Below are 24,511 nucleotides of genomic sequence, written 5' to 3'. Positions count from 1 at the left end.
CTCCTGAGACCGTCATGGTGCTGGAGTCACCCCGCACGAGTCGCTGGGGTAGCCATAGATGGTGTTGCGGCCGGTCAGTGTCGACGTCACCGTCGCCGGCTTGGACTTCGCGCTCTGCGACGGGTCCTTCAGACGGAGCGTCAGCCGGATGGTCTGCGCCTGCGACGAGGCCTCGGCGTCGGTCGCCTGGACGAAGAACGGCGGCCAGGTGGTCGGGTCCGAGGCGGTGAACGTGCCCGTCGGCTTCACGACGTTGTGGGCGACGACACGCCAGGCCGTCGCCGTCGCGACCGACCCGGGCTGCCACGAGCGGAACTCGAGCTGGCCGTACGGAGTCGTGTTCGGGAACCGCACGCGCCATTGCACGCACTGGTAGACCCCGTCCGTCTGCGTGTAGACACGCAGCGCGTAGTACGGGGGTACGCCTGACCCGCTCGTCGCTTCTGTTGCCGGATCCGAGATGACGTTGCCGGAGCGAACCTGGCGGTCGATCTGCATCAGCCCGACCTGCGCCTGGTCCACCGCGCGTGTGCGCGCGATGTTGTCCTTGGTCTGCGTGCTGTAGCTGATCAGCATCGTGAAGATGATCGTCAGGAGCCCGACGAAGATCGTCATCGACACGATGAGCTCGACGAGCGTCCAGCCGCCGTCGCGATCGTCCCCCCGCTTCGCTCGCTGCACCCGAGTCAGCAGGGCGCCATACACGTCACGCACTGGGCGCCGCCTTGAAGGCCGCGTTCGCCCGGCTCGTCCCGAGGGTCGTCGAGACGGTGAATGCCCTGGTGTCACCGCTCGCGGTCACCGTATAGGTGACCGAAAGGGTCACTGTTCCCGTGTCGGCGTCGATCGAGCAGCCCTCACCGCTGCACTTCACCGCGTCGACGTTCTTCAACGTCGAGGTGGTGGGAGTCACGATCAGCGAACCCTTCGCGCTCACGTCCACACCGGACTGGGACCACGTCACCGTTCCGGTCGTGAGCGACGTGGAGGTCGTCGTGGCAAGGCTGAGGTTCGAGTACCCCGTGCCGTTCCAGTACTGCACTGCACCCGTGCGCGACGTGGTCGCAGCAGTCGTGTGCTGGGCGTCCCCGCGCTCCACCCGCACGGAGTCGGCGTAGCCGGTCACACTCATCAGACCCGACGGCGCCTTGCCACCCGACCAGCTCACCGCCCCCAACGTGACGGTTCCGACGGTGCGCTGCGAACCGGCAGCGACACAACCGGCGCCTGAGAGCACTGTGCAGCCGACGGTCGTCGCGCCACCCGTCGTCGTGAAGCGCCCGCCGAAGGCCTTCGACGTCCCTCCGCCGGTCATCGTGACAAGCCGCAGGGGGTTGGCCTTGGCGTTGAACACGACGGTCGAGTCCGAGCCACCGGTCGCGTCGGCCGATGCGCATGGGCTCCCCGCGGCGATCCCCGCGTAGCAGGCCGCAACCGTGGTCGCTCGGGCCACGCCGCTGACTCCCCCACCGGCCGTGAGGCTCATCGAGAGATCCTTGGCGGGGGCCACCGTCGCCGCCGCGGCCGTGCCCGCGCTGGACTGGTCCGGCGGGTTGGCCGGCGCAGCTCCCGTCGAGCCGACATCGTTCGACGCCTGGTTGGAGATCTTCGTCCCGCCCGCTGCCGTCGGTGTCGCGGTCGCGTCCGTGGTCGTCAGGGAGCTTCCAGCCTGGAGCACCGCCGACTCGACATTCGTGGACTGCTGCGACGTCACACCAGTCGTGATCTGGGCGAGCGAGAAGCCGGCGATCGACGTCGTGTCGCCCGGAAGCAACGCCGTAGTGGCGGGATCGACCGTCGGGCCCGAGACGACGCTCGCCGGCGTGATCTGAACTGCCGGGCCGTTGGCGGTTCCGTTGGCTGAGAGGAGCGCCTGGCAGGCGCCGAGGAAGGGCTGGTTGGTCGCGTCGCCGCAGCCGCCGGCCGGTGCGTAGGCCTCCGAGCGCAGCACGACGAACTTCGCCTTGCCGCTCTTGTTGGCGGTCCAGGTTGTGATGACCGTGAGTGTCAGGGCGTCCGCGCCTGCTGCCGTCGTGCGGGAGGTGTACACGCGCGACGTGAAGACGATCCCGGGGATCGACGGGTCCTTGTCTTTGGACACGTTCGTGCCGCCGACGCCGGACAGCGGCACGGCGGTGGTGACCTGGCTGCTCGAGGAGACGAGGACCTCGTCGATCGTCGAGCCGACGGTCGGGCGGAACCGGCCGCTGCTGATGTTGGGGTCCGAGGCTGCGACCGTCGTGCTCACGCCCTTGCTGAGCGTGAGCCACGGGAGCGCTCGGAGCTGCTCCATGACCTGGTTGCCGATGGCGGTTGCCTGCGCGCGCTGGCGCGTCTGGGCGGTCGAGACTAGCGAGCTGGCTTGCAGCGCCATGAGTCCGAGGAGCACTGCGACGATCACGAACATCGCGACGATGAGCTCAACGAGAGTAAAGCCGGATTCCCCGGAGCCCGAGAGACGCCGACGCAGTCTGATGAGCCTCACAGCCACTCCCTCCTCACCTCACAGGCTTGACGTCAACAGCGAAGCGGTGGGGTCACGCCATGGACGTGACCCCACCGCGAGTTGGAGCTAAGTCAGCTGGCCTGCCCGTTGCTGCAGGAACCGCCCTTGACCAGACCGTCCTTCGCCGAGTAGGCGACGGAGGACTTGGTGCCACCGCTGTACGCGATCGCGACACACCAGGCCTGCGAAGCAGCGGCGACGTCCGTGCTCGCCTCGTTGAACGTCACGACGGGCGTGATGTTGCTGGCCTTGCCGATGTCAGAACCGGCAACCGTGTACCGCTTGTTCGTGTCCAGCGCGACGCCGCCCTTGCTGGCGAGAGCGTCGGTCGCGTCGACGTAGTACGTCGCGATCTCCTTGCCGATGGTCGAAACGTCGGACGTAGCGGCCGTGTCCTGGGCCTTCTTGCGCTGGTTCAGGAACACCGGGATCGCGATGGCGGCGAGGATGCCGATGATGATCATGACGACGAGGAGCTCGATAAGGGTGAAGCCCTTGTCCTTCTCCTCCATGGACTTGCGAATGCGAGCGATCATGTTCAGCTCCAGAATGAGAGTGCCGAGTCTGAGTTTCAATTCGAAGCCCGGCCGGAGCCGGTTCAGTGTTGCAACCCGGTCATCGTCACTCGGGGTGGGTACCTTGAGGGCAAGTTCCCGCTTCCCGCGGATTCACCCGGACGGCCTACTGGATCTGGTTGAAGATGCTGAAGATCGGCATGTACAGCGCGATGATCATGGCGCCGATGATGCCGCCGATGACGACGATCATCAGGGGCTCGATGAGGCTCGTGAGCTGCTCGGTCGTGGACTCGACCTCGTCGTCGTAGAAGTCGGCGACCTTGCCCAGCATCGTGTCGAGCGCGCCCGTGTCCTCTCCGACGGCCATCATCTGGACGACCATCGGCGGGAAGATCGGGTGCTCGGCCAAAGGCCCAGACAGTGACTCGCCTCGTCGGACGCTCTCCTGCACCGCCCGCGCAGCGCGCTCGACCACGAGGCTCCCGCTCGTCTCCCCCACGATGTCCAGCGCCTGCAGCAGTGGGACACCCGCGTGAAGCATCGAGCCGAAGTTGCGCGTGAACCGCGCCACGGCGATCTTCCGGTTCAGGTTGCCGAAGACGGGCAGCTTCAACTTGAGGGGGTCGAGCCTCTCGCGCACCGCGCGGTCGTTCTTGTGCTTGCTCCACCACACCACGAAGACACCGACGCCGATCGCGAACGGAATGATGGTCCACTTCATCACGACCGACATTCCTTGCAGGATGCGCGTAGGCAACGGCAGCTCGCCGCCAAGACTCGCAAACATGCCAGCGAAGATCGGCACGATGAACAGCAGCATGCCGATGACAGCGAGGATCGCGATGATGAACACCACGACCGGGTAGGTCATCGCGGACTTGATCTTGTTCCGCAGCTTGACGGTCGCCTCGAAGTTGTCTGCGACGGAGACGAGCACCTGATCCAAGAACCCACCGACCTCGCCGGCCTTGACCATGTTGATCATCAAAGGCGGGAAGACGTCCGGGTGCTTGCCGAGCGCGACGGAGAACGCGGTCCCGACCTCGACGTCGTTGCGCACCTGACTGATGGTCTTCGCCAGCGGCTTGGACTCGGTCTGCTCGGCCAGGATCGACAGCGCGCGCAGCAGCGACAGGCCCGAGTCGATCATCGTCGCGAGCTGACGCGACATCACCGCAAGGTCCTTGAGCTTGATCTTGTTGCCGCCGAAGCCCGGGATGTTGATCTCGGTGTTCAGACCACCGGTCGACACCTCGGAGATCGACATGGCCGCGAGGCCCATCTCGCGCAGCCGGTTGGCGACGGCCGCCTGGTTGGGCGCCTCCACGCGGCCCTTGATCAGTTTGCCGCCCTTGTCCCGGACGGCGTACTCGAAGGTCTTCGTGCCGGCCATCAGTACTGCACCGCCCCGGACATGTCGGTCCCGTGCGCGGCTGCTGCGCCCTGGGCGCCGCCGGAGAACCGGCCGGTGAGCCGGTTGAAGTCCTCCACGTGGTGGCACTTCTCCAGGCCGACCTCGTAGGAGATCTTCCCGGACTTCACCAGGTCCGCCAGGTGTTGGTCCATGGTGTGCATGCCCTGCTTCGCGCCGGCCTGCATGGCCGAGTAGATCTGGTGCGTCTTGCCCTCGCGGATGAGGTTGCGGATGGCGGGGGTCGCGACGAGCACCTCGGTGGCGACCGCGCGGCCGACGCCGTCGGCCTTCTTGCACAGCGTCTGGCAGACGACACCCTGGATGGCGCCGGCCAGCTGCGTGCGGACCTGGGCCTGCTGGCCCGAGGGGAAGACGTCGATGACGCGGTCGATCGTCTGCGCGGCGTCCTGCGTGTGCAGCGTCGCGAAGACGAGGTGGCCGGTCTCGGCCGCGGTCAGCGCGACCGAGATCGTCTCCAGGTCACGCATCTCACCGACCAGGATGATGTCCGGGTCCTGGCGCAGGACGTGCTTGAGCGCGTTGGCGAACGAGTGCGTGTCCTGGCCCACCTCGCGCTGGTTAACCAGCGACTTCTTGTGGCGGTGGAGGAACTCGATCGGGTCCTCGACCGTCATGATGTGGTCCTCGCGCGTGCGGTTGGCGAGGTCGACGATCGACGCAAGGGTCGTGGACTTGCCCGAGCCCGTCGGACCCGTGACCAGGACGAGGCCGCGCGGCATGCCGGCGAAGTTGCCGACGACGGCCGGCACGCCCAGGTCCTCCAGCGGCTTGATCTCGTACGGGATCACACGGAAGGCCGCACCCACCGACTCGCGCTGCTGGTAGATGTTCACGCGGAACCGGGCCAGGCCGCGGACCGAGTAGGAGAAGTCGAGCTCGAGGTTGGCCTCGAACGTCTCGCGCTGCTTCTGCGTCATGATCGCGTAGATGGAACGCCGCAGCGGCTCGGGCGTGAGGCTCGCGTAGCCCTCGAGCGGCTTGAGCGCACCCGAGACGCGGATCATCGGGACGGCGCCCGACGTGAAGTGCACGTCGGACGCGCCCTTCGCCACCATCTCCGTGAGGATCTGGTCGATCGGCAGCGACTCGTCCGGCATCTCCGCGCCGCGGCGCGCACCGCGGTCGCGCGTTGGAGCAGCCGCCGCCTGAGCGGGAGCCGCGGGTGCAGCAGGAGCAGCAGGCGCGGGCGGCGCCGCAGGGGCCGGGGCCTCCGGCGCGGGAGCGAACGTGCGGGCCGATGCCGGCATCGGTGCCGCGGGCGCGGCCACCGGCGACGGCGCGTACCCTGCGGGCGCACCGGCCGGCGCGAACGACTGTGCCGGCGCGGGCGGAACGGGCGCGAAGCTCGTCGTCGGCGCGCCACCGGGCGTGAAGGACGCCGCGGCGGGCGCAGGCGTGAACGACGTCGTCGGCTGACCGGGGTTGTACGAGCCCGCGGGCGCGTACGTGCCCGGCGCCTGGGCCGCGCTCTCGCGCGCGGCGGCGACCGAGGCGGCCGTGCTCTGCGACGGGATCGGCGAGAAGCTCACCGCGCCCGGCGGCGGCCCGGCGGGCGCGCCGGGAGCCTGCGGTCCGTTGGGTCGGTACGGGGGCAGGGGCCGAGTCGGCTCTCCGGCCATCGGCTGCATCGGTTCGCTCACATCAGTGCCCTTCGTCCCTCGTGCGCACGCGGTCGCTCTCGGTGGGTGTATCGGCCCGCAGGCCAGGTGCCTTGAGGTCCGTGGATGCTCGGGAATGACCGAGCTGCGTATGCGGCCAGCGATCAGGCGACGACGCGCAGGATCTCCTCGATCGACGTCTGCCCGAGCGCGACCTTGTGCCAGCCGTCGTCGCGCAGCGGGACCATGCCGCCACGCAGCGCCGCCGAGCCGATGTCCGCGCTCGACGCGTGCGCCACGGCCATGCGCTCGATCTCCTCGGTGACGGGCATGACCTCGTGCAGGGCAAGGCGCCCGCGGTAGCCGGTCTTGGAGCACGTCGCGCAGCCGCCGGGGCGGTAGAGCTCAGGGACCTGCTCCCCCGGCATCCACGGGAACCGCGCCGCGACCATCTCCTGCTCCGACGGCTGGTACGGGACCTTGCACTTGCTGCACAGGCGCCGCGCGAGGCGCTGGGCGACGACGCAGTCGAGCGCCGAGCCGACGAGGAACGGCTCGATCCCCATCTCCGTCAGACGCGTGACGGCCGACGGCGCGTCGTTGGTGTGCAGCGTCGAGAGCACGAGGTGACCGGTGAGGGCCGCCTCGATGGCGATCTGAGCGGTCTCGTGGTCGCGGATCTCACCGAGCAGGACGACGTCGGGGTCCGAGCGCAGGATCGAGCGCAGCGCCGAGGCGAACGTCAGACCGGCCTTGGGGTTGACCTGCACCTGGTTGATGCCCGGCAGGCGGTACTCGACCGGGTCCTCGACCGTGATGACGTTGATCTCGGGCTTGGAGACCGCGTTCAGCGTCGCGTACAGGGTCGTCGACTTGCCGGAACCGGTCGGGCCCGTGACCAGGATCATCCCGTAGGGCTTGGTGTACGCGGACCTGTACATGTCGTAGTTGTGCTCGAGGAACGACAGGTCGCGCAGGTCCAGGCTCGCCGTGGAGTTGTCCAGGATTCGCATGACGATCTTCTCGCCCCACACCGTGGGCAGCGTCGCCACGCGCAGGTCGATCTTCCGTCCGTTGTGCATGACCGACATGCGGCCGTCCTGCGGCTTGCGGCGCTCGGCGATGTCGATGTCGCTCATGATCTTGACGCGGCTGATGACGCCGCCCGTGATCTGCTTGGGCGCGCGCTGCGTCTCGTGCAGCACGCCGTCGATGCGGTACCGCACCCGCAGGTCGTGCTCGGACGGCTCGATGTGGATGTCGGACGCGCGGTCGGTGATCGCCTGCGTGACCAGCAGGTTGACGAAGCGCACGATCGGCGCGTCGTCGTCGCCCAGCTCGGCCATCTTCGACAGGTCGGCCTCGACCTCGACCTCGGCCTCCTCGAAGGCCGACGACAGGTTCTCCATCTCGCCGTCGGCGCGAACGAAGCGGTCGATGGCGCGCAGCAGGTTGTCGTGCGTCGCGATGACGGAGATGACCTGGCGGCCCGACGCGGAGCGCACGTCGTCGACCGCGACGACGTTGCCCGGGTCGGAGGTCGCGAGCACCACGGACCCGCCCTCGAGCGCGATGGGCAGCACGGTGTACTTGCGGCACAGCGCACCCGAGACCATCGATACGGCCATGCGGTCCACCGGGTACTCGTCCAGGTCGACGTACTGCATGCCCACCTGGGCGGCCAGCGCCTGGACCAGCTGCCCCTCGGACAGCACGCCGATCTCGACGAGCGTGCGCCCCAGCGACGCGCCGGACGCCATTGTCTCGTCGAGCGCGGCCAGCAGCTGCGCCTCCGAGACGAGACCTTCCTCGAGCAGGATCTCTCCCAGCTGCTTCACGCGGCGCCTCCCCGGTCCAGGGGTGCGCAGAGCGCGCACCTCCTGCTCGGGTCATCGGCAGACGACCGCGGGTACCTGAGCGAATCAGGCGGATCCGGCGAGTCGCTCCTGCAGGGCCGCGTCCATCGCCTCCACGGGAGCCGGGTGGCCGGTCATGAGACGCACCTGCTCGGCGGCCTGGTGCAGCAGCATGCGCTCCCCGCCCACGGCCACTCCCCCGGCCGCGACCCACGCGGAGTGCAGCGCCGTGGGGCGCGGTTCGTAGGCGACGTCCATCAGGACGCCGCGCACGGGCCCGGCGAGCGCCTCCGCGATCGGGTCGGCCGCGTGGTGCGGGAGGGTGGAGACGACGACGTCCGCCCGCGGCAGGTCGGCCGGGGCGTCGTCGAGCGCGCGGAAGGTCGGTGAGACGCCCATCCGGTGCGCGGCGCGCATCAGGCCGCCGGCGCGCTGCATCGAACGGACGTAGACGACGGGCGACGGGCAGCCCAGCTCGGCCAGCGCCGCCAGGGTGGACGCGGCCGTCGCGCCGGCGCCCAGGACCGCGGCCGACGACACCGACGCGGTCAACCCTTCGCGCAGCGCAGTCACCAGCCCGTAGACGTCCGTGTTGGCGCCGACGCGCGACGAGCCGGTGAACAGCACCGTGTTCACCGCCCCCACCACCTCGGCCAGCGGCTCGACGTGGTCCAGCAGCGGCAGCACCACCTGCTTGTGGGGCATGGTCAGCGACAGGCCGGCCCACTCAGGACCCAGGCCCGCGACGAACGTCGCGAGGTCATCGGCCTCGACGTCGATCGCGTCGTACGACCAATCGTCGAGCCCGAGCGTCGCGTACGCGGCGCGGTGCAGCGTGGGCGACAGCGAGTGCGCCACCGGGTGGCCGAGGACGGCCGCCCGACGAGGAGCCTGCGTCATCCCTGGCCGTGCTCCTTCACCCAGGCGTCGTACTGGTCACCCGCCGCGTTGTGATCGTCCAAGTTGTCCGAGAACACTGTCTCGCCCGTCTCCGGGTTCACCGTCTGCCAGTAGATCCAGTCCCCGTCGGCGGGCTTGAGAACCGCCTTGATCGAGGCCTCGCCAGGCGAGGCGATCGGCGTCGGCGGCAGTCCCGTCTTCACATAGATGTTGTACGGGTTGCTGGTGTCTTCCGTGTCCGCCCGCGTGAGCTTGGTCCCGTTGATGCCCAGGCCGTACGCGACCGCAGCGTCGATCTGCAGGCGCATGCCCTGGTCCAGACGATTCTCGATCGCGCGTGCCATCTTCGGGCGGTCCTCGTCTCGCTTGGCCTCGCGCTCGATCAGCGACGCCTTGTTGAGGACCGTCTCCCAGTCGTCCTTCGCAACCTTGTTCTTCTCCAGCACCTTGACGGTCTGCGCCGTCATGAGCTTGAGCACGTCCGCGGCCGACGAGTCCGGCTCCACGTCGTACGTCGCGGGGAACAGCCAGCCCTCGAGCTTGCCGTCGGCCTGCTTGGGCAGTCCGATCGCGTCGGAGTCCTTGGCGGCCTTCTTGAGGTCGGCGACGGGGATGAGCGTCTTCTCGCTGATCTTGTCCAGGATCTGGTCCGCCGTCAGGCCCTCGGCGATGGTCACGCGGAACGACTCGCGGCTGGCGGGGTTGAGCAGCGCCTGCACGGCGTCGGACGCCTTCATCTCCTGCAGCAGGCGGTAGGTGCCCGGCTGGATCTTGGCGGCGTCGGGGTTGTCGGCGAAGGCCGTCGCGAACGCCTTGGAGGTCGCGACGACGCCGGCGTCCTGCAGCGCCGCGCCCATGTCTGCGCCGGTGTCGCCGGCGGCGATCGTCACGGACGCCGAGCCGAACCCGGGACCCTTGTAGTCGTCCACTGCCTGGGTCGAGCTGCCCTTGTCGTCGAACATGCCGCCCAGCAGGGAGTAGACGACGTAGCCGGCACCGACCACCATCGCGAGGGCGACGACGACGATCACGATGCTGCGACGGCGGCGCTGCTTGCGCTCGCGCGCGGCGCGCTGTCGCCCTCGACTACGAGCCCGGCGTCCTTCAGGCGAAGCGGGGTCGCCACCGAAGAGGTCGGTGCTCTCGCTGCCGCCACTCTCCACAGGTGCCCACCACTCGGTCTGGTTGCTCACGCGCGTGTCACTCCACCGTCGTCCCCGGAACCTGCAGCCCCCGACGCGTCGTCTTCCCCCGCGGCATGCTCCACGGCGACCGGTTCTCCCGGACGTCGCCCCGTCGCGCGCTCTGCGTCCAACGCGTACTGCAGGATGACCACCGCGGCCGCCTGATCGACGACCTGCCGGTGGCGGCGACCGGATCGGCCGGACGCCTGCAGCGCTTGATGGGCGGTCACCGTGCTCATCCGCTCATCGACAAGTCGCACCGGAATAGGTGCTACTGCCTGCGCCAACCCCACAGCGTACGCGCGTGCGGCCTCGGAGGAAGCACCTTCGGCCCCGGAAAGGTGACGAGGGAGCCCGACGTACACACACCCTGCACGTCGCTCACCTGCTTCTCGCACGATCTCGGCGATGTCTTTGGACAGGTGTCCAGCAGGTGGACGGCGGTTGTCCCGCGGGAGTGTCGCGACCGGCGTGGCGATCAGACCGTCGGGGTCGCTGGCTGCGAGACCCACACGGACCGAGCCGACGTCCACCGCCAGCCTCGGCCCGCGCGGGATGCCCTCCACGATCAGCCGCGCACCGCGTCCACGACGGCGGTGAGCGCGTCGCCGAGCTTGGCCGCGTCGGTCCCGCCGCCCTGCGCCAGGTCGTCCTTGCCACCGCCGCCGCCACCGAGGACACCCGACGCCAGGCGCACGAGCGCACCGGCACGGACGCCCGCCTCCCGGGCCGCGGCATTGGTCGCGACGACGACGACGGGGCGCCCCTTGGCCGCACCACCGACGGCGACGACGGCCGGCGCCGACTCGCCCAGGCGGGAGCGGATGTCCAGGACCAGGGTGCGCAGGTCGTCGGCCGAGGCCTCCCCCGCGTCGTGCGTGACGACCTTGGTGCCGCCGACGTCCACGGCACCGGCAGCGAGCGAGCCGGCGGCCGCCAGCACCTGCGCCTGGCGTAGCCCGGCCAGCTCCTTCTCGGACTCCTTGAGTCGCGACAGGAGCGACGAGACCCGTTCGGCGAGCTCGTCGGGCCGCGCTCCGAGCAGAGCGGAGATCTGCCCGACGAGCGCGCGCTCCTTGGCCTGGTAGCCGTACGCACCCGCGCCGACGAGCGCGTCGACGCGCCGCACGCCGGAGCCGATGGCCGACTCCGACAGCAGCGTGACGAGCCCGAGCTCACCCGAACGCTTCACGTGCGTGCCGGCGCACAGCTCGAGCGACCAGTCGCCGCCGATCGAGACGACGCGCACCTCGTTGCCGTACTTCTCGCCGAACAGCGCCATGGCGCCCTTGGCGCGCGCCTCGTCGATGTTCATGGTCTGGTCGGTGACCTCGAGGTCGTCCTGCAGACGCTCGTTCACGCGGGCCTCGATCTCCGCGACCGTGTCCGCCGGCGTGGCCGACGGCGAGCGGAAGTCGAACCGCAGGCGGCTGGGCGCGTTGAGCGACCCGGCCTGCGTCGCGGTCTCACCGATCGACTCGTGCAGCGCCTTGTGCACCAGGTGCGTGGCCGTGTGCGAGCGCGCGATCGCCTGGCGGCGCGCCGTGTCGATGGACGCCGTGCCCGGGTCGCCGAGCGCGATCGTGCCGTCGACCAGGCGGCCGTGGTGCACGGACAGGCCCTTGACCGGCGCCTGCACGTCGTCGACCTCGATGCGCGCGCCGTTGTCGAGCACGATCGTGCCGGTGTCGGCCTGCTGGCCGCCGCCCTCGGCGTAGAACGGCGTGACGTCCAGGATGACCTCGACGTCCGCCGGTGCGGTCGCGGCCGGCGCGGGGACGCCGTCGACGAGCAGGCCGACGACCTTCGACGAAGCCTGCGCGTCGGTGTACCCGACGAACTGCACGGCCTTGCCCGTGTCCGCGCTCAGCTCCTTGTGCAAGTCCTGGTACGCCCCGGTGTCCGCGCGGCCCGCCCGCTTCGACATCGCGTCTGCGCGGGCACGCTCGCGCTGGGCCTGCATGAGGGTGCGGAACGCCTCGCGGTCCACGTCGACGCCCTGCTCGGCCGCCATCTCGAGCGTCAGGTCGATCGGGAAGCCGTAGGTGTCGTGCAGCTGGAACGCGTCCGCGCCCGAGAGCACCTTCGAGCCCGTCTTCGCCGAGGCGACGGCGGTGTCGAGGATCGTCGTGCCCGCCACGAGCGTGCGGCGGAACGCGTCCTCCTCCGCGTAGGCGACCTGACTGATGCGCTCGAAGTTCTGCGCCAGCTCCGGGTAGGACGGGCTCATCGCGTCGCGGCTGATGGGCAGCAGCGTCGGCAGCGCGTGGCCCTCGACGCCCAGCAGGCGCATGGCGCGGATGGAACGACGCAGCAGGCGGCGCAGCACGTACCCGCGGCCCTCGTTGGACGGCGTCACGCCGTCGCCCATGAGCATGAGTGCGCTGCGCACGTGGTCGGCGACCACGCGCATCCGCACGTCGTCGTCGTGGTCGTCACCGTACCGGCGCCCCGACAGCTGCTGCGCGCCCTCGATCACCGGGAAGATCTCGTCGATCTCGTACATGTTGTTGACGCCCTGCAGCAGGAACGCGACGCGCTCCAGGCCCATGCCCGTGTCGATGTTGCGCTGCTTGAGCGGCCCGACGACGTGGAAGTTCTCCTTGCTGCGCACGTCGTCCAGCGCGTACTGCATGAAGACCAGGTTCCAGATCTCGACGTACCGGTCCTCGTCGGCGACCGGGCCGCCCTCGATCCCGAACTCCGGGCCGCGGTCGTAGTAGATCTCCGAGCAGGGGCCGCCGGGGCCAGCGCTGCCCGTGTGCCAGTAGTTGTCCTTCTTGCCGCGGCGCTGGATACGCTCCGACGGCAGGCCGGCGATCTGCATCCACAGGTCGCGCGCCTCGTCGTCGTCCTCGTAGACCGTGACCCAGATGCGGTCGGGGTCGAACCCGTAGCCGCCCTCGTCCTGGGACCGCGTGATCAAGGTCCAGGCGTGCGTGATGGCGCCTTCCTTGAAGTAGTCGCCGAACGAGAAGTTGCCGTTCATCTGGAAGAACGTGCCGTGCCGGGTCGTCTTGCCGACCTCCTCGATGTCGAGCGTGCGCACGCATTTCTGCACGCTGGTGGCGCGCTTCCACGGCGGGGTCTGCTCCCCCAGCATGTACGGGATGAACGGCACCATGCCGGCGATGACGAACAGCGTGGACGGGTCGGGCGAGATCAACGGGGCCGACGGCACCACGGTGTGGCCCTGGCCCTCGAAGTAGTCGAGCCAACGCTGGCGGATCTCGGCGGTACGCATCGTGTCCTTCTCGTTCTGTGCTGGTCTGTGCGGCGGGCGGAGCCTAGAAGAACGCGGCGTCGCCGTCGTCGTCCGGGTCCTCGGTGGGTCCGGCCCAGTGGGCCGGGATGTGGGTCTTGGGGACCTTGGCGTCGGGGCGGAAGCGCCGACGAAGGTCGTCGAGGTTCTCGTCGCGGGAGGCCCGCAGGTCGTCGACGTCAGCGTCGCCCACCAGGTCGTGCATGAGCTCGCGCGTGCGCTCCGCGACGCCCGCCGCGAACTCCGCCCGCGCGGTGTTCCAGCCGCGGGTCAGGCGCGTGGCCCCGTCGACGACGTCCGTGGTCCCGGCGGGCAGGTACTCCGCGGCCCACGAGCGGCCCTTGCGGATCACGACGACGGTGACGGCGACGCCGACGCCCACCCAGAAGAGGCGACGCATCAGCGGCCCTTGCGCGCGCCTGCGGCGAACCCGCCGAACGCCCGCCGCACGCCGTAGCTGAATGCCGCGACGCGCACCATCGGCTGGCCGAGCGTCGCCGAGAACAGGGCCGTCAGCGCCGAGACGTTCTGGGACACCTGGGCGGCGGCCGTCGTCACGGTGTCGATGTTCTCGAGCTGCACGTTGCCCGACGCGACCAGCGCGGCGGTCTCGTCGAGCACGGGCACCGTGTGGTCGGTGAGCTCCTTCACGGACGTCGTCGCCTCGTCGAACACCTTGCCGAGCTTGAGCAACGGCACCGCGAGCAGGCCGACGAGCAGCACGAACGCGACCGCGGCGATCATGCTCGCGATGTCACCCACCATGTTTCCGACCTCCTGCTGCTGCAACGTCGACCCGACCCGAACGGTCCGCGGAAACCCTACCCGTACCGGCACCCCGCACCGGCCCCGAAAAGCCGAGAACCCCGCCGGCGCAGGGCGCGGACGGGGTTCTCGGTGAGGCGTGGATCAGCGGGCGTAGTACTCGACGACCAGCTGGACCTCGCACGTCACGGGGATCTCGGCGCACTTGGGGGCGCGGACCAGGATCGTCGACAGCTTCTCGAGCTGCACGTCCAGGTAGCCCGGGACGGCGGGGAGCACGTCGCGGTGCGCACCGGCGGCGGCGACCTGGAACGGCGTCGTGGCCTGGCTCTTGGGCTTGACCTGCAGCGTCTGGCCCGGCTTCACGCGGAAGGAGGGACGGTCGACGATCTTGCCGTCCACCAGGATGTGACGGTGCGTCACGGCCTGACGGGCCTGCAGGATGGTGCGGGCGAAGCCCGAGCGCAGCACGAGCGCGTCGAGGCGGACCTCGAGGTTCTCGACGAGCGCCTCACCGGTCAGGCCCGGGGCCTTGCGCGCGTCCTCGTACGCACGGGCCATCTGCTTCTCGCGCAGCGCGTACTGGGCGCGCAGACGCTGCTTCTCGCGCAGACGCACCGCGTAGTCCGACTCGGTGCGGCGACGGGCGCGGCCGTGCTCACCGGGCGGGTAGGGGCGCTTCTCGAAGTGCTTGACGGCCTTGGGCGTCAGGGCCAGGCCGAGGGCGCGGCTCAGGCGAACCTGGCGGCGCGAACGGGTCACACTGCTCACAGTGATACTTCCTGTCGTTTGATGACGTCACACCCTGCTCCGGCGACTCCGGTGCGGGCGTGGGGCCGACCATTCGTTGCGCGCGGTGCGCGCTGGCTAGGGCCCCAGGTGGCCGTCCGGACGAGGTGCGTGAGCACGCTGACGCCGGGCGACCTGGACACTCTACCGTCTGGCGGCCCTGCGGCCGAATCCGTCGGTCAGTCGCCGGACAGCATGCCGCGGATTCGGTCGAGCCGTTCGGCGAGCTGGCGCTCGTAGCCGCGGTCGCTCGGCTCGTAGTACCGCGTCCCGACGAGGTCGTCGGGCAGGTACTGCTGCGCGGCGACCGCGTGCGGCTCGTCGTGCGCGTAGACGTACCCCTTGCCGTGGCCGATCTTGCCCGCGCCGGCGTAGTGCGCGTCGCGCAGGTGCGGCGGGACGGACCCGATGCGGCCCGCGCGCACGTCCGCCATCGCGGCGTTGATGCCGTTGTAGGAGCGGTTCGACTTGGGGGCCGTGGCGACGTGGACGACAGCCTCGGCCAGGATGATCCGGCCCTCGGGCATGCCGATGAGCTGGACGGCCTGGGCGGCCGCGACGGCGGTCTGCAGCGCGCTGGGGTCCGCCATCCCGACGTCCTCGGCCGCGGCGATGACCACGCGCCTCGCGATGAACCGCGGGTCCTCCCCCGCCGCGATCATGCGCGCCAGGTAGTGCAGCGCGGCGTCGACGTCCGAGCCACGCATCGACTTGATGAACGCGCTGATGACGTCGTAGTGCTGGTCGCCGTCGCGGTCGTAGCGCACCGCGGCCACGTCGATGGCGCGCTCGACCGTCGGCAGGTCGACCTCCGGCGTGCTGCCGGGGTCGCCGCCGTCCTCCTCGGACGCCGTCAGCGCCGCCCCCGCCGCCGCCTCGAGGATGGTCAGCGCCTTGCGGGCGTCCCCACCCGCGAGGCGCAGCAGGTGCTCGAGCGCGTCGTCGGCCAGCGTGACCGCGCCCCCGAGCCCGCGCTCGTCGTCGACCGCGCGCCGTACCAGCCGGCCCACGTCGTGCTCCGACAACGGCTGCAGCGTCAGCAGCAGCGAGCGGGACAGCAGCGGCGAGTTCACGGAGAACGACGGGTTCTCCGTGGTGGCCGCCACGAGGGTCACCCACCGGTTCTCGACGCTCGGCAGCAGCGCGTCCTGCTGCGACTTGGTGAACCGGTGGACCTCGTCGATGAACAGGACGGTCTCGGCCCCTTCGGTGGCCAGTGCTCGGCGCGCGTCGTCGATCACCGCACGCACGTCCTTGACGCCGGCCGTCACGGCGGAGAGCTCGACGAAGCGGCGCTCGGAGGCCGAGGCGATGAGGTAAGCGAGCGTCGTCTTGCCCGTGCCCGGCGGCCCCCACAGGATCACCGACGACGGCGCCGCGCGGCGCTGTCCGTCGCCCGCGGGCTCCACCAACCGGCGCAGCGGGGACCCCGACGCGAGCAGATGACCCTGGCCCGCGACCTCGTCGACCGACCGCGGACGCATCCGCACCGCGAGCGGCGCGCCCGCACCGACCGCGGGCACGCCGGCGGCCGTCGAGGTCACCGCGTCGAACAGGTCCATGGCGTGCAGGGTACGTCCGCGCGCCGACACCTGTGCGCGGCGGTGTGCGCCGGACGCGGTTCACCTGCGACGATGACCGCGTGTTCGCACGTCTCGGCCGCACCGTCGCCCACCACGCCCGTCTCACCGTCATCGTCTGGCTGGTGCTGGCGGTGCTGGGCTACGCGGTGGCCGTCGTCGGCGTCGGCGGGCAGGGGCTGTTCGACCGGCTCAGCGCCAGCGAGCCCGTGGCGCCGAGCTCGGAGAGCTCGCAGGGCCGGGCGATCCTCGCGCAGGCCGACGAGGCGGGTGCGTCGCTGACGCTCATCGTGTCCGACGTCGACCCCCGGACGAAGGGCATCGACGACGCCCTCGACCCCGCCCGCACGGACCTCGCCGCGATCGACGGCGTGGCCTCGGTCGTCGACCCGTTCGCCCTGCCCGACGGTGTGCAGGACCCGGCCGCGGCACCGCTGCTCGCCAAGGACGGCGACGGGTTCCTCATGGTCGTCGAGCTGGAGCCCGCGCTGAGCGACTCCGCGGAGGAGCACGCGCTGGCGCAGGTGCAGGCGCGGCTCGACCAGGTCCCGGCAGACCTGCACGACGTCGCGCCCGACGCGACGGGTGTCGTGGGCGGCACCACGCTGATCTTCTCGGCGATCACGGACCAGGTCGAGCAGGACCTGCGCACGGGCGAGGCGATCGCCCTGCCCATCGCGCTGCTGGTGATGGTCCTGGTGTTCGGTGGGTTCCTGGCGGCGTCCATGCCGATGGCGGGTGCGATCGCGTCGATCGCCGGCGGCCTGGCCGCGTTGCTGGGCCTGTCGTACGTCCTGGAGCTCGACTCGTCGGTCGTCAACGTCGTCACCGTGCTGGGCCTCGGCCTGTCGATCGACTACGGCCTGCTCATCGTGTCGCGGTTCCGCGAGGAGCTGCACCGGTTGCTCGACCAGGACGAGGGCCGGGCAGCCCGTCGTCGTCGCGGGGACGGCCCCGTCGTGACGGCCGTCGAACGGACCATGGCGACCGCGGGACGCACCGTGGCCTTCTCCGCGGTCACCGTCGCCATCTCGATCGCCAGCCTCCTGGTCTTCAGCCCCGCGATCCTGCGGGCCGTCGGCGCGGCGGGGGTCGCCGTCATCGTCGTCGCGGTCGCCACCGCCCTCACGCTCGTCCCCGCGCTGCTGACGATGACCGGGCGACGCCTCGCGCGACCCGGACTGCTCTCCCGCATCCCCTTCCTGCGTGGCGTGCTCGGGCGCACCGCCGACGTGGAGACCGACGAGGGCGTGTTCTCGCGCCTCGCCGGGCGCGTGCAGCGCCACCCGTGGTGGGTCATGGGCGGCTGCGTGGTCCTGCTCGGCGTCCTCGCGCTCCCCCTCGGCCACATCGAGCTTCGCAACTCCACGACGCAGCTGCTGCCCGCCGGCAGCACGCAGCGCGAGTTCGTCGACACCCTCGCGGCCCAGTACCCGTCCTCGACGTCGCCAGGCATCACCGTGGTCGCCGAGACGACGCTCGAGGACGCGGCCACCTGGTCGCAGCAGATCCAGGCTCTCGATGAGGTCGCCTCCGTCGACGCGCCCACCGCCGTGGGCTCGTACGTCGCGATCGGCGTGCGACCCGACACCACCGACGCGGGCGACGCCACCGCGCGGGCCGTCGTGCACGAGATCCGGGCCCTGGACCCCGGCTTCCCGACGTGGGTGACGGGCCAGGCGGCCGCGCAGATCGACTTCGTCGACGCGCTCAAGGCCGGGGCGCCGTGGGCCGCGCTCATCGTGGTGCTGGCGACGTTCGTCCTGCTGTTCCTCATGACCGGCTCCGTGGTGCTGCCCGTCAAGGCGCTCATCACCAACGTGCTGTCGCTCGCCGCGTCGCTGGGCGTGCTCGTGTGGGTGTTCCAGGACGGGCACCTGTCCGGGCTGCTCGGCTTCGAACCCACCGGCGGCATCGAGACGTACGTCGTGGCCCTCGTCGTCGCCTTCGCCTTCGGCCTGGCGATGGACTACGAGGTGTTCCTGCTCTCCAGGATCAAGGAGCTGCACGACGCCGGCCTCGGCGACCGTGAGGCCGTGCGCCTGGGCCTGCAGCGCTCCGGACGGATCATCACGTCGGCCGCCGCGATCATCATCGTCGTGTTCGCGGGCTTCATGGCCGGCCAGCTGTTGGTCATCAAGGAGGTCGGCTTCGCGCTGGCCGTCGCGGTGCTCATCGACGCGACCGTCGTCCGGCTGCTCCTGGTGCCCGCCACCATGACCGTCCTGGGCCACCTGAACTGGTGGGCACCGCGCTGGATGACGCGCATCTACGACCGAGCGGCTATCACGCACTGAGGCATACCCGATCGGCGGTGGGCGCACCGGGACGACCCGGGTCACCACCCGGCGGTGGCCGGCCCCATCACCCGGACGGCCGTCGCGGGCCTCGTCCGGTCTCCACTAGGCATAGGGCATGCGCGACGACGTGACGTACGACCGGCTGCGCAGGATCGCGCTCCGGTGGTCGGCAGTGCTTGCCGTGCCGTTCTCGATCCTGGTGGCCCAGCTCGTCTACAGCGCGATCCACCACGAGGCGACAGGAGCCTTCGTCTTCTTCCTCACGGGGATCTACTCGCTCGTGTCCGCCGTCGTCCTGCTGCCGATGTGGAGGCGCGTCCGCAACGCGAGACCGGACGACCTCGCGACGCAGATCGCGCAGCACGGAGTCTTCGTCACGCACGAGTCGTTCCAGGACTCCGGCGACCATCCGCCGACGCGTTGGTGAGGCGGCGATGACGAGACCGAGCGCGCCCCGAGGCGTGCGCCTCGCTGTGGCCTACGGAGCTACCGCACTGATCGTCGCGTCGCTCGGGCTGGCGGTCCTGACGATCTTCTCTGTCGCCGGCGGGTTCGCACCGATCGTGATCATCGCGCTCGGCGTCGCCTTCTGGATCCTGCCGCGCTGGTTGCCGCCGCTGCTTGACCCGCTCGAGCCGGCCGCGTGGGTGCGCTATCTGGGCGACCTCTGGCGGTGGGCTCGTGACGAGCCGACACATGCGCCCCCGGTTCGCGATCCGGTCGCCGAACAGCGCCACGCTGGGCTCAGCGGCGCGTCGAGGCCGCCGACCCGCTGGTGAGGACTCGGTCCCGTAGGTCAGTCGGTCCCGGCCTGGATCAGTCGGTTGCGACCGACTGATCCAGGCCCGACCAGCTGATTCACGCCTTGTCGGCAGGGGCCTTCGGCTTGAAGTCGACGCCGGCCTCGCGGCGCTGCTCCGGCGTGATGGGCGCGGGAGCCTGGGTCAGCGGGTCGTAGCCGCCGCCCGACTTCGGGAACGCGATGACGTCGCGGATGGACTCCGCGCCCGTGAGCAGCGCGACGATGCGGTCCCAGCCGAACGCGATCCCGCCGTGCGGCGGCGCGCCGAACTGGAAGGCGTCGAGCAGGAAGCCGAACTTCTCCTGCGCGGCCTCCGGGCCGATCCCCATGATCTCGAACACGCGCTCCTGCACGTCGCGGCGGTGGATACGGATGGACCCGCCGCCGATCTCGTTGCCGTTGCAGACGATGTCGTACGCGTAGGCCAGCGCCTCGCCCGGGTTCTCCTCGAACGTGTCGATCCACTCGGGCGTGGGTGACGTGAACGCGTGGTGCACGGCCGTCCAGGCGCCGCCGCCCACCGCCACGTCGTCGTCCTCGCCCGTGGGCTTGAACAGCGGCGCGTCGACGACCCACACGAACGACCACTCGCTCTCGTCGATCAGGCCGCCTCGGCGACCGATCTCGAGGCGGGCGGCGCCGAGCAGACCGCGTGCGTCGTTCACCGAACCGGCCGCGAAGAAGATCGCGTCGCCCGGGTTGGCGCCCGTGGCAGCGACCAGCCCGGCGCGCTCGTCGTCCGTGATGTTCTTGGCGACCGGGCCGCCCAGCTCGCCGTCCTCGCCGACCGTCACGTACGCCAGGCCCTTGGCGCCGCGCTGCTTGGCCCACTCCTGCCAGGCGTCGAACCCGCGGCGCGGCGTGCTCGCCCCGCCCGGCTGGACGACGGCCCCGACGTACGGCGCCTGGAACACGCGGAACGTCGTGTCCTTGAAGTACTCGGTCAGCTCGACGAGCTCCAGGCCGAAGCGCAGGTCCGGCTTGTCGGAGCCGTACTTCGCCATCGCCTCGTGGAACGTCATGCGACGGATCGGCGTCGGGATCTCGACGTCGATCAGCTTCCAGAGCGCGACGAGGATCTGCTCGCCGAGCGCGATCACGTCGTCCTGCTCGACGAAGCTCATCTCGACGTCCAGCTGCGTGAACTCCGGCTGGCGGTCGGCGCGGAAGTCCTCGTCGCGGTAGCAGCGCGCGATCTGGTAGTAGCGCTCCATGCCGGCCACCATGAGCAGCTGCTTGAACAGCTGCGGCGACTGCGGCAGGGCGTACCAGCTTCCCGGCGCCAGCCGGGCGGGCACCAGGAAGTCGCGCGCGCCCTCGGGGGTGCTGCGTGTCAGGGTCGGCGTCTCGATCTCGACGAAGTCCTGCGCGTCCAGCACGGCACGCGCCGCGGCGTTGGCCTTGGCGCGCAGGCGCAAAGCGCGGGCGGGCGCGGGCCGACGAAGGTCGAGGTAGCGGTGCTTGAGGCGGGCCTCCTCGCCGACCGGCTCGTCGAGCGAGCTCGACACCTGGAACGGCAGCGGGGCGGCCTCGTTGAGCACCACGACGTCGGTCGCGACGACCTCCACCTCGCCCGTCGCGAGGTTCGCGTTCTCGTTGCCCTCGGGCCGACGACCGACCTCACCCGTCACCTGCAGCACGTACTCCGCGCGCAGGCCGTGCGCGACGGCCTCGTCGCGGACGACGACCTGGGCGATGCCCGACGCGTCCCGCAGGTCGACGAACGCCACGCCACCGTGATCCCGACGACGATCCACCCAGCCCGTGAGGGTGACGGTGGAGCCGATGTCCTCGGCTCGCAGCGAGCCGGCGGTGTGGGTGCGGAGCACAGTGCGTCCTTCGATCCGGGGTCGGGTTGGTTGCGCCGGGGCGCCCGTCGATCCTAGTGCCCCGGGCGCGCGGGGGCTGTCGTGGTGCGGCCGGCGGTGCCGCCCGTCGCGACGGTCGTCGTGATCCGGGTGACGGCGGGGCGCCGAGGTGTCGACGAGAAGCCGAACCGGGTGGGCGGGTCCACGTCGCGAAGCTCGCCCAGGTCGTCGTCGCCCCAGCGCGCCTCGACGGCGGTGACGGCGTGCTGATCCCGCGCGGCGTACCACTCGGTGCGTCCGCCCGACGCCGAACCCACGGTGCGCACGCCGGGCAGGACGACCCGCGCGACCGGGTCCAGCGCGGCGGCAGTCGCCGGACGGCCCGCAAGCGCGCCCGGGACCAGGCGCAACGCGTGCCCGACGGACGTGCGCGCCCCGATGTGGAGGGTCGCCTCCAGCGGGCCGGCCAGGATGCGCCACGTGCGGCTCGACCGGTCCGCACCGACGACGACGGGCACCACGTGCACCGCGTCGAACACGTACGTCGCCGCGACCTCGTCGGCGACGCGCTGGTCGGGCGCGAGCAGCAGGCGCGTCCCGTCGGGGTGCTCGACCATGACGTCGCTGAACGAGCCCCACGGGCTCGTCCGCCACCGCCCTACCACCAGGCGGGTGCCCTGCGCGGTGCCCACGCCGGCGATGTGGCCGTCGAACCGCCACGTCGTCGCCTCCCGCCCGGGCACCATGCGGTCACCGTAGAAGCGTCGTGCTCCGGCCGCACGCGCAGGCTCGAGCCGGCTCCGACCGGGATTCAGAACAGTGCGGGCTGCAGGATCGGTGGTGCGGTGGGCTGATGCCCTGCCTGCGGCTGCGGCGTGCTCGTGCGCGGCATGCTGCCCCGCGGGTACGCCCCCTCCTCGTCGGGGCCGGACGACGTTGTGCGGTGCCCGCCGCCGCGTCCCAGCCCGTGCTTGCGGACGAGCGGTCCCACGCGCTCGTCGAGCCAGCGCACGTACTCCCGCGGCGCGTAGGCCCCGTCGCCGTACAGCGACCGGTAGCGAGCGACCAGGTCGGGCCGGTGCGTCGCGAGCCAGTCGAGGAACAACGGCTTGACCGGGCCGCGCAGGTGCAGAGGCAGGACGGTCACACCCGTCGCGCCGGCCTCGGCGAGCTGCGCGAGCAGGGCGTCCAGCTCGTCACGACCGTCGGTGAGCCACGGCAGCACCGGCGCGACCATGACACCGCACGGCAGGCCTGCCTCGCGGACGGCTCGGATGAGGTCCAGCCGTGCCCGCGGCGTCGGCGTCCCCGGTTCGAGCGCCTGCTGCAGCGCCTCGTCGCCGACCGCGACCGACACTCCGATCCCGACGGGCACGTGCTCCGACGCCTCGGCGAGCAGCGCCAGGACCCGGCGGAGCAGGGTGCCCTTGGTGAGGATCGACAGCGGCGTGCGGGCCTCGACCAGCACGCGGATGATCCCGGGCATGAAGGCGTACCGGCCCTCCGCGCGCTGGTAGGGGTCGGTGTTGGTGCCCAGCGCGACCGTGTCGCGGTCCCACGACGGCCGCGCGACCTCGGCCCGCAGCACGTCGACGACGTTGGTCTTGACGACGACCTGCGTCTCGAAGTCGCGTCCGGCGTCGAGGTCCAGGTACTCGTGGGTGGGCCGCGCGAAGCAGTAGACGCACGCGTGCGTGCAGCCCCGGAACGGGTTCACGGTCCAGCGGAACGGCATCGCCGAGGCGGCGGGCACCTTGTTCAGCGCGCTGCGGGCGATCACCTCGTGGAACGTGATCCCGGCGAACTCGGGGGTGCGGACGCTGCGGACCAGCCCGCGCATGCCGAGACCGGGCAGCGTCGCCGCGTCGTCGTCCTTCTGCGTGTCCCATCGCACCCGATGATACGAACACACGTTCGAACGGAAGTCAACGACCGACGTTCAGGAGTCCGTGGGCGTGCTCGCGACCTGCTGCGCCAGTGCGAGCGCATCGTCCAGCGTGTCGCGGCCCGCCGCGCCGACGGCGGTCGTGACCTTGATCGCGGTCTGGCCGGAGACGAGCACCACCGTGCCGCCGGCCGATCGCGCCGACGAATCCGCGGTCGCCCTCGTGGTCGACGTCGGTGCGGGCGTTTCGGTGCGCGTCGTACCAGGTTCGTCGTCGGCCGCACTACCGAGCCAGCCGGCGGCATCGAGTCCCTCGAACGTCTCGTCGGGCGGGTCGTCGCTCGGGCCCGCCGCGTCGACCTCCTCCCGCAGGGCGGCGCCCGCCGCCGACGCCGTCGGTACCGTCTGGACGAGGACGATCGCACCGTCCACCACGCCCTGGTCGGCGGGCCACACCTCGCACACGCGCGTCCCGTCGTCGTCGACCACGTCGCTCAGGTCGCCGACCACGCGACCGACGTCGAGCCCCGTCGCGGTCTGGACGTCCTTCGTCGCCATGCCGCACACGACGTCGCCGCCGCTCGCCTCGGTCGGCAGCGGGCCGTCCGGGGAACCCGACGTGCACGACGACAGGAGCACTGCGGCCAGCAGACCCGCGCCGCCGGCGCGCACGGCCGCGACGAACCGGCTCACGGCGACACCACCAACGGCACCTCGGCGACCGGGATCGCGACGCTCGACCACGGGCTCGCGAACGTCGTCGGGAGACCGTCGAGGTCGAGGCGCGTGCCGTTCTGCTCGACGTGCACGTCGTAGACGAGCCGAGCCGCCGGACGACTCATCCCGCGAGGCCCTCCGACGCGGCCACCTGCTGCGAGAGAGCGGGAAGATCGACGCGCGGGTCGCGCCCGTCGCCCTTCCACATGCTCGTGAGCGCCACGACATCGCCGCCGAAGAACACGACTGAGCTCGCCCCCACCGCGCCAGTCCAACCGCCGCCGTCGAGGCCGTCGTAGCGGACGTCGGGCGCGATCACCCCGGTGGCCGTGCCGTCGAGCTCGGAGCGGTACTCCATTCCCTCGTCCGACGAGGCCGGCAGCACCTTGACGACGAGCATCGCGCCGTCGATGAGCTTTGTGTCGGTGGGCCACACCTCGCAGGTGCGGGTGCCGTCGGCGGACTCGCTGCTCAGGTCTCCCTCGACCCGGCCGACATCGAGCCCCATCGCGGTCTCGACGTCCGTGCGGTCCATCCCGCAGACGAGGTCGGCACCGGCGGCCGGGCTGGACGGGATCACGGTGGGCATGGGCTCCTCCTCGGTCG

The 24,511-nt window shown here is 70.9% G+C and carries 23 protein-coding genes; 3 read left to right on the top strand and 20 right to left on the bottom strand.

The genetic code is table 11. From position 1 onward, the window contains the following. Positions 1 to 12: 12 nt before the first annotated feature. The 14 genes from IC607_RS07220 to IC607_RS07155 form a co-directional block, all read right to left on the bottom strand. Positions 13 to 714, bottom strand: coding sequence for a PilW family protein (locus IC607_RS07220; protein ID WP_191786507.1), 702 nt, complete (start codon positions 712 to 714; stop codon positions 13 to 15). Further along, complete coding sequence (locus tag IC607_RS07215; protein WP_191786505.1) at positions 707 to 2,485, bottom strand: hypothetical protein; 1,779 nt, start codon at positions 2,483 to 2,485, stop codon at positions 707 to 709. The genes IC607_RS07220 and IC607_RS07215 overlap by 8 nt, the downstream gene beginning before the upstream one ends. A gap of 92 nt (positions 2,486 to 2,577) precedes the next feature. Next, positions 2,578 to 3,042: a prepilin-type N-terminal cleavage/methylation domain-containing protein gene (locus IC607_RS17720; RefSeq protein ID WP_191786503.1), complete on the bottom strand. Its 465-nt coding sequence runs from the start codon at positions 3,040 to 3,042 to the stop codon at positions 2,578 to 2,580. 145 nt (positions 3,043 to 3,187) lie between these two features. After that, positions 3,188 to 4,417 carry a type II secretion system F family protein gene (locus tag IC607_RS07205; RefSeq protein WP_191786500.1) on the bottom strand — a complete coding sequence of 410 codons (1,230 nt, stop codon included), beginning with the start codon at positions 4,415 to 4,417 and terminating at the stop codon, positions 3,188 to 3,190. Next, positions 4,417 to 6,099, bottom strand: coding sequence for a type IV pilus twitching motility protein PilT (locus IC607_RS07200; RefSeq protein WP_370526065.1), 1,683 nt, complete (start codon positions 6,097 to 6,099; stop codon positions 4,417 to 4,419). Before IC607_RS07200 ends, IC607_RS07205 begins: the two co-directional genes overlap by 1 nt. 122 nt (positions 6,100 to 6,221) lie before the next feature. Then, positions 6,222 to 7,895, bottom strand: coding sequence for an ATPase, T2SS/T4P/T4SS family (locus IC607_RS07195; RefSeq protein WP_191786498.1), 1,674 nt, complete (start codon positions 7,893 to 7,895; stop codon positions 6,222 to 6,224). Positions 7,896 to 7,979: 84 nt separating this feature from the next. Further along, positions 7,980 to 8,813, bottom strand: coding sequence for a shikimate dehydrogenase (locus tag IC607_RS07190; RefSeq protein WP_191786496.1), 834 nt, complete (start codon positions 8,811 to 8,813; stop codon positions 7,980 to 7,982). Then, positions 8,810 to 10,006 (bottom strand): endolytic transglycosylase MltG, encoded by a 1,197-nt coding sequence (gene mltG, locus IC607_RS07185; protein WP_191786494.1) that lies wholly within the window; start codon positions 10,004 to 10,006, stop codon positions 8,810 to 8,812. The genes IC607_RS07190 and mltG overlap by 4 nt, the downstream gene beginning before the upstream one ends. After that, positions 10,003 to 10,569, bottom strand: coding sequence for a Holliday junction resolvase RuvX (gene ruvX / locus IC607_RS07180; RefSeq protein ID WP_191787050.1), 567 nt, complete (start codon positions 10,567 to 10,569; stop codon positions 10,003 to 10,005). The genes mltG and ruvX overlap by 4 nt, the downstream gene beginning before the upstream one ends. Further along, positions 10,566 to 13,241 carry an alanine--tRNA ligase gene (alaS, locus tag IC607_RS07175; RefSeq protein ID WP_191786492.1) on the bottom strand — a complete coding sequence of 892 codons (2,676 nt, stop codon included), beginning with the start codon at positions 13,239 to 13,241 and terminating at the stop codon, positions 10,566 to 10,568. Before alaS ends, ruvX begins: the two co-directional genes overlap by 4 nt. A gap of 43 nt (positions 13,242 to 13,284) precedes the next feature. Beyond that, entirely contained in the window at positions 13,285 to 13,659 is a 375-nt protein-coding gene (locus IC607_RS07170; protein ID WP_191786490.1) for a hypothetical protein, read from the bottom strand. Further along, positions 13,659 to 14,024, bottom strand: a complete 366-nt coding sequence (locus IC607_RS07165) for a DUF948 domain-containing protein (RefSeq protein WP_191786488.1) — start codon at positions 14,022 to 14,024, stop codon at positions 13,659 to 13,661. The genes IC607_RS07170 and IC607_RS07165 overlap by 1 nt, the downstream gene beginning before the upstream one ends. 144 nt (positions 14,025 to 14,168) lie before the next feature. Further along, positions 14,169 to 14,795 (bottom strand): 30S ribosomal protein S4, encoded by a 627-nt coding sequence (gene rpsD / locus IC607_RS07160; RefSeq protein ID WP_191786486.1) that lies wholly within the window; start codon positions 14,793 to 14,795, stop codon positions 14,169 to 14,171. A 197-nt stretch (positions 14,796 to 14,992) separates the two neighbouring features. Further along, on the bottom strand, positions 14,993 to 16,375 hold the full coding sequence (locus IC607_RS07155) for a replication-associated recombination protein A (RefSeq protein WP_191786484.1): 1,383 nt from the start codon (positions 16,373 to 16,375) through the stop codon (positions 14,993 to 14,995). 80 nt (positions 16,376 to 16,455) lie between these two features. On the opposite strand from IC607_RS07155, the gene IC607_RS07150 reads away from it, so the two are divergent. From IC607_RS07150 to IC607_RS07140, 3 genes are all read left to right on the top strand, one after another. Beyond that, complete coding sequence (locus IC607_RS07150; RefSeq protein WP_191786482.1) at positions 16,456 to 18,690, top strand: MMPL family transporter; 2,235 nt, start codon at positions 16,456 to 16,458, stop codon at positions 18,688 to 18,690. A gap of 118 nt (positions 18,691 to 18,808) precedes the next feature. Next, on the top strand, positions 18,809 to 19,120 hold the full coding sequence (locus IC607_RS07145; RefSeq protein ID WP_191786480.1) for a hypothetical protein: 312 nt from the start codon (positions 18,809 to 18,811) through the stop codon (positions 19,118 to 19,120). A 7-nt stretch (positions 19,121 to 19,127) separates the two neighbouring features. Further along, positions 19,128 to 19,472: a hypothetical protein gene (locus IC607_RS07140; RefSeq protein ID WP_191786478.1), complete on the top strand. Its 345-nt coding sequence runs from the start codon at positions 19,128 to 19,130 to the stop codon at positions 19,470 to 19,472. Between the two features lie 79 nt (positions 19,473 to 19,551). Here IC607_RS07140 and aspS read toward each other — a convergent pair whose 3' ends face one another. From aspS to IC607_RS07110, 6 genes are all read right to left on the bottom strand, one after another. Next, the gene (aspS, locus tag IC607_RS07135; protein WP_191786476.1) at positions 19,552 to 21,324 is read right to left on the bottom strand and encodes an aspartate--tRNA ligase; all 1,773 of its coding nucleotides are present in this window, start codon (positions 21,322 to 21,324) and stop codon (positions 19,552 to 19,554) included. A gap of 53 nt (positions 21,325 to 21,377) precedes the next feature. Next, positions 21,378 to 22,049 (bottom strand): hypothetical protein, encoded by a 672-nt coding sequence (locus IC607_RS07130; protein ID WP_191786474.1) that lies wholly within the window; start codon positions 22,047 to 22,049, stop codon positions 21,378 to 21,380. Between the two features lie 65 nt (positions 22,050 to 22,114). Beyond that, positions 22,115 to 23,197 (bottom strand): Rv2578c family radical SAM protein, encoded by a 1,083-nt coding sequence (locus IC607_RS07125; protein WP_191786472.1) that lies wholly within the window; start codon positions 23,195 to 23,197, stop codon positions 22,115 to 22,117. 45 nt (positions 23,198 to 23,242) lie between these two features. Beyond that, the gene (locus IC607_RS07120; RefSeq protein ID WP_191786470.1) at positions 23,243 to 23,881 is read right to left on the bottom strand and encodes a hypothetical protein; all 639 of its coding nucleotides are present in this window, start codon (positions 23,879 to 23,881) and stop codon (positions 23,243 to 23,245) included. Then, on the bottom strand, positions 23,878 to 24,030 hold the full coding sequence (locus IC607_RS07115) for a hypothetical protein (protein WP_191786468.1): 153 nt from the start codon (positions 24,028 to 24,030) through the stop codon (positions 23,878 to 23,880). The genes IC607_RS07120 and IC607_RS07115 overlap by 4 nt, the downstream gene beginning before the upstream one ends. Beyond that, on the bottom strand, positions 24,027 to 24,494 hold the full coding sequence (locus IC607_RS07110) for a hypothetical protein (protein WP_191786466.1): 468 nt from the start codon (positions 24,492 to 24,494) through the stop codon (positions 24,027 to 24,029). Before IC607_RS07110 ends, IC607_RS07115 begins: the two co-directional genes overlap by 4 nt. Positions 24,495 to 24,511 lie beyond the last annotated feature (17 nt).

The sequence above is a fragment of the Cellulomonas sp. JH27-2 genome, assembly GCF_014837175.1.
Taxonomy (GTDB): Bacteria; Actinomycetota; Actinomycetes; order Actinomycetales; family Cellulomonadaceae; genus Cellulomonas.
This window is presented reverse-complemented; position numbering and strand designations above follow the sequence as displayed.

Bases quoted from the DNA above. Each gene is read 5' to 3' on its own strand.
- IC607_RS17720 (WP_191786503.1), bottom strand. From the start codon at position 3,042: ATGATCGCTCGCATTCGCAAGTCCATGGAGGAGAAGGACAAGGGCTTC.
- IC607_RS07205 (WP_191786500.1), bottom strand. From the start codon at position 4,417: ATGGCCGGCACGAAGACCTTCGAGTACGCCGTCCGGGACAAGGGCGGC.
- IC607_RS07190 (WP_191786496.1), bottom strand. From the start codon at position 8,813: ATGACGCAGGCTCCTCGTCGGGCGGCCGTCCTCGGCCACCCGGTGGCG.
- alaS (WP_191786492.1), bottom strand. From the start codon at position 13,241: ATGCGTACCGCCGAGATCCGCCAGCGTTGGCTCGACTACTTCGAGGGC.
- IC607_RS07170 (WP_191786490.1), bottom strand. From the start codon at position 13,659: ATGCGTCGCCTCTTCTGGGTGGGCGTCGGCGTCGCCGTCACCGTCGTC.
- IC607_RS07165 (WP_191786488.1), bottom strand. From the start codon at position 14,024: ATGGTGGGTGACATCGCGAGCATGATCGCCGCGGTCGCGTTCGTGCTG.
- IC607_RS07155 (WP_191786484.1), bottom strand. From the start codon at position 16,375: ATGGACCTGTTCGACGCGGTGACCTCGACGGCCGCCGGCGTGCCCGCG.
- IC607_RS07145 (WP_191786480.1), top strand. From the start codon at position 18,809: ATGCGCGACGACGTGACGTACGACCGGCTGCGCAGGATCGCGCTCCGG.
- IC607_RS07140 (WP_191786478.1), top strand. From the start codon at position 19,128: ATGACGAGACCGAGCGCGCCCCGAGGCGTGCGCCTCGCTGTGGCCTAC.
- IC607_RS07130 (WP_191786474.1), bottom strand. From the start codon at position 22,049: ATGGTGCCCGGGCGGGAGGCGACGACGTGGCGGTTCGACGGCCACATC.
- IC607_RS07115 (WP_191786468.1), bottom strand. From the start codon at position 24,030: ATGAGTCGTCCGGCGGCTCGGCTCGTCTACGACGTGCACGTCGAGCAG.
- IC607_RS07110 (WP_191786466.1), bottom strand. From the start codon at position 24,494: ATGCCCACCGTGATCCCGTCCAGCCCGGCCGCCGGTGCCGACCTCGTC.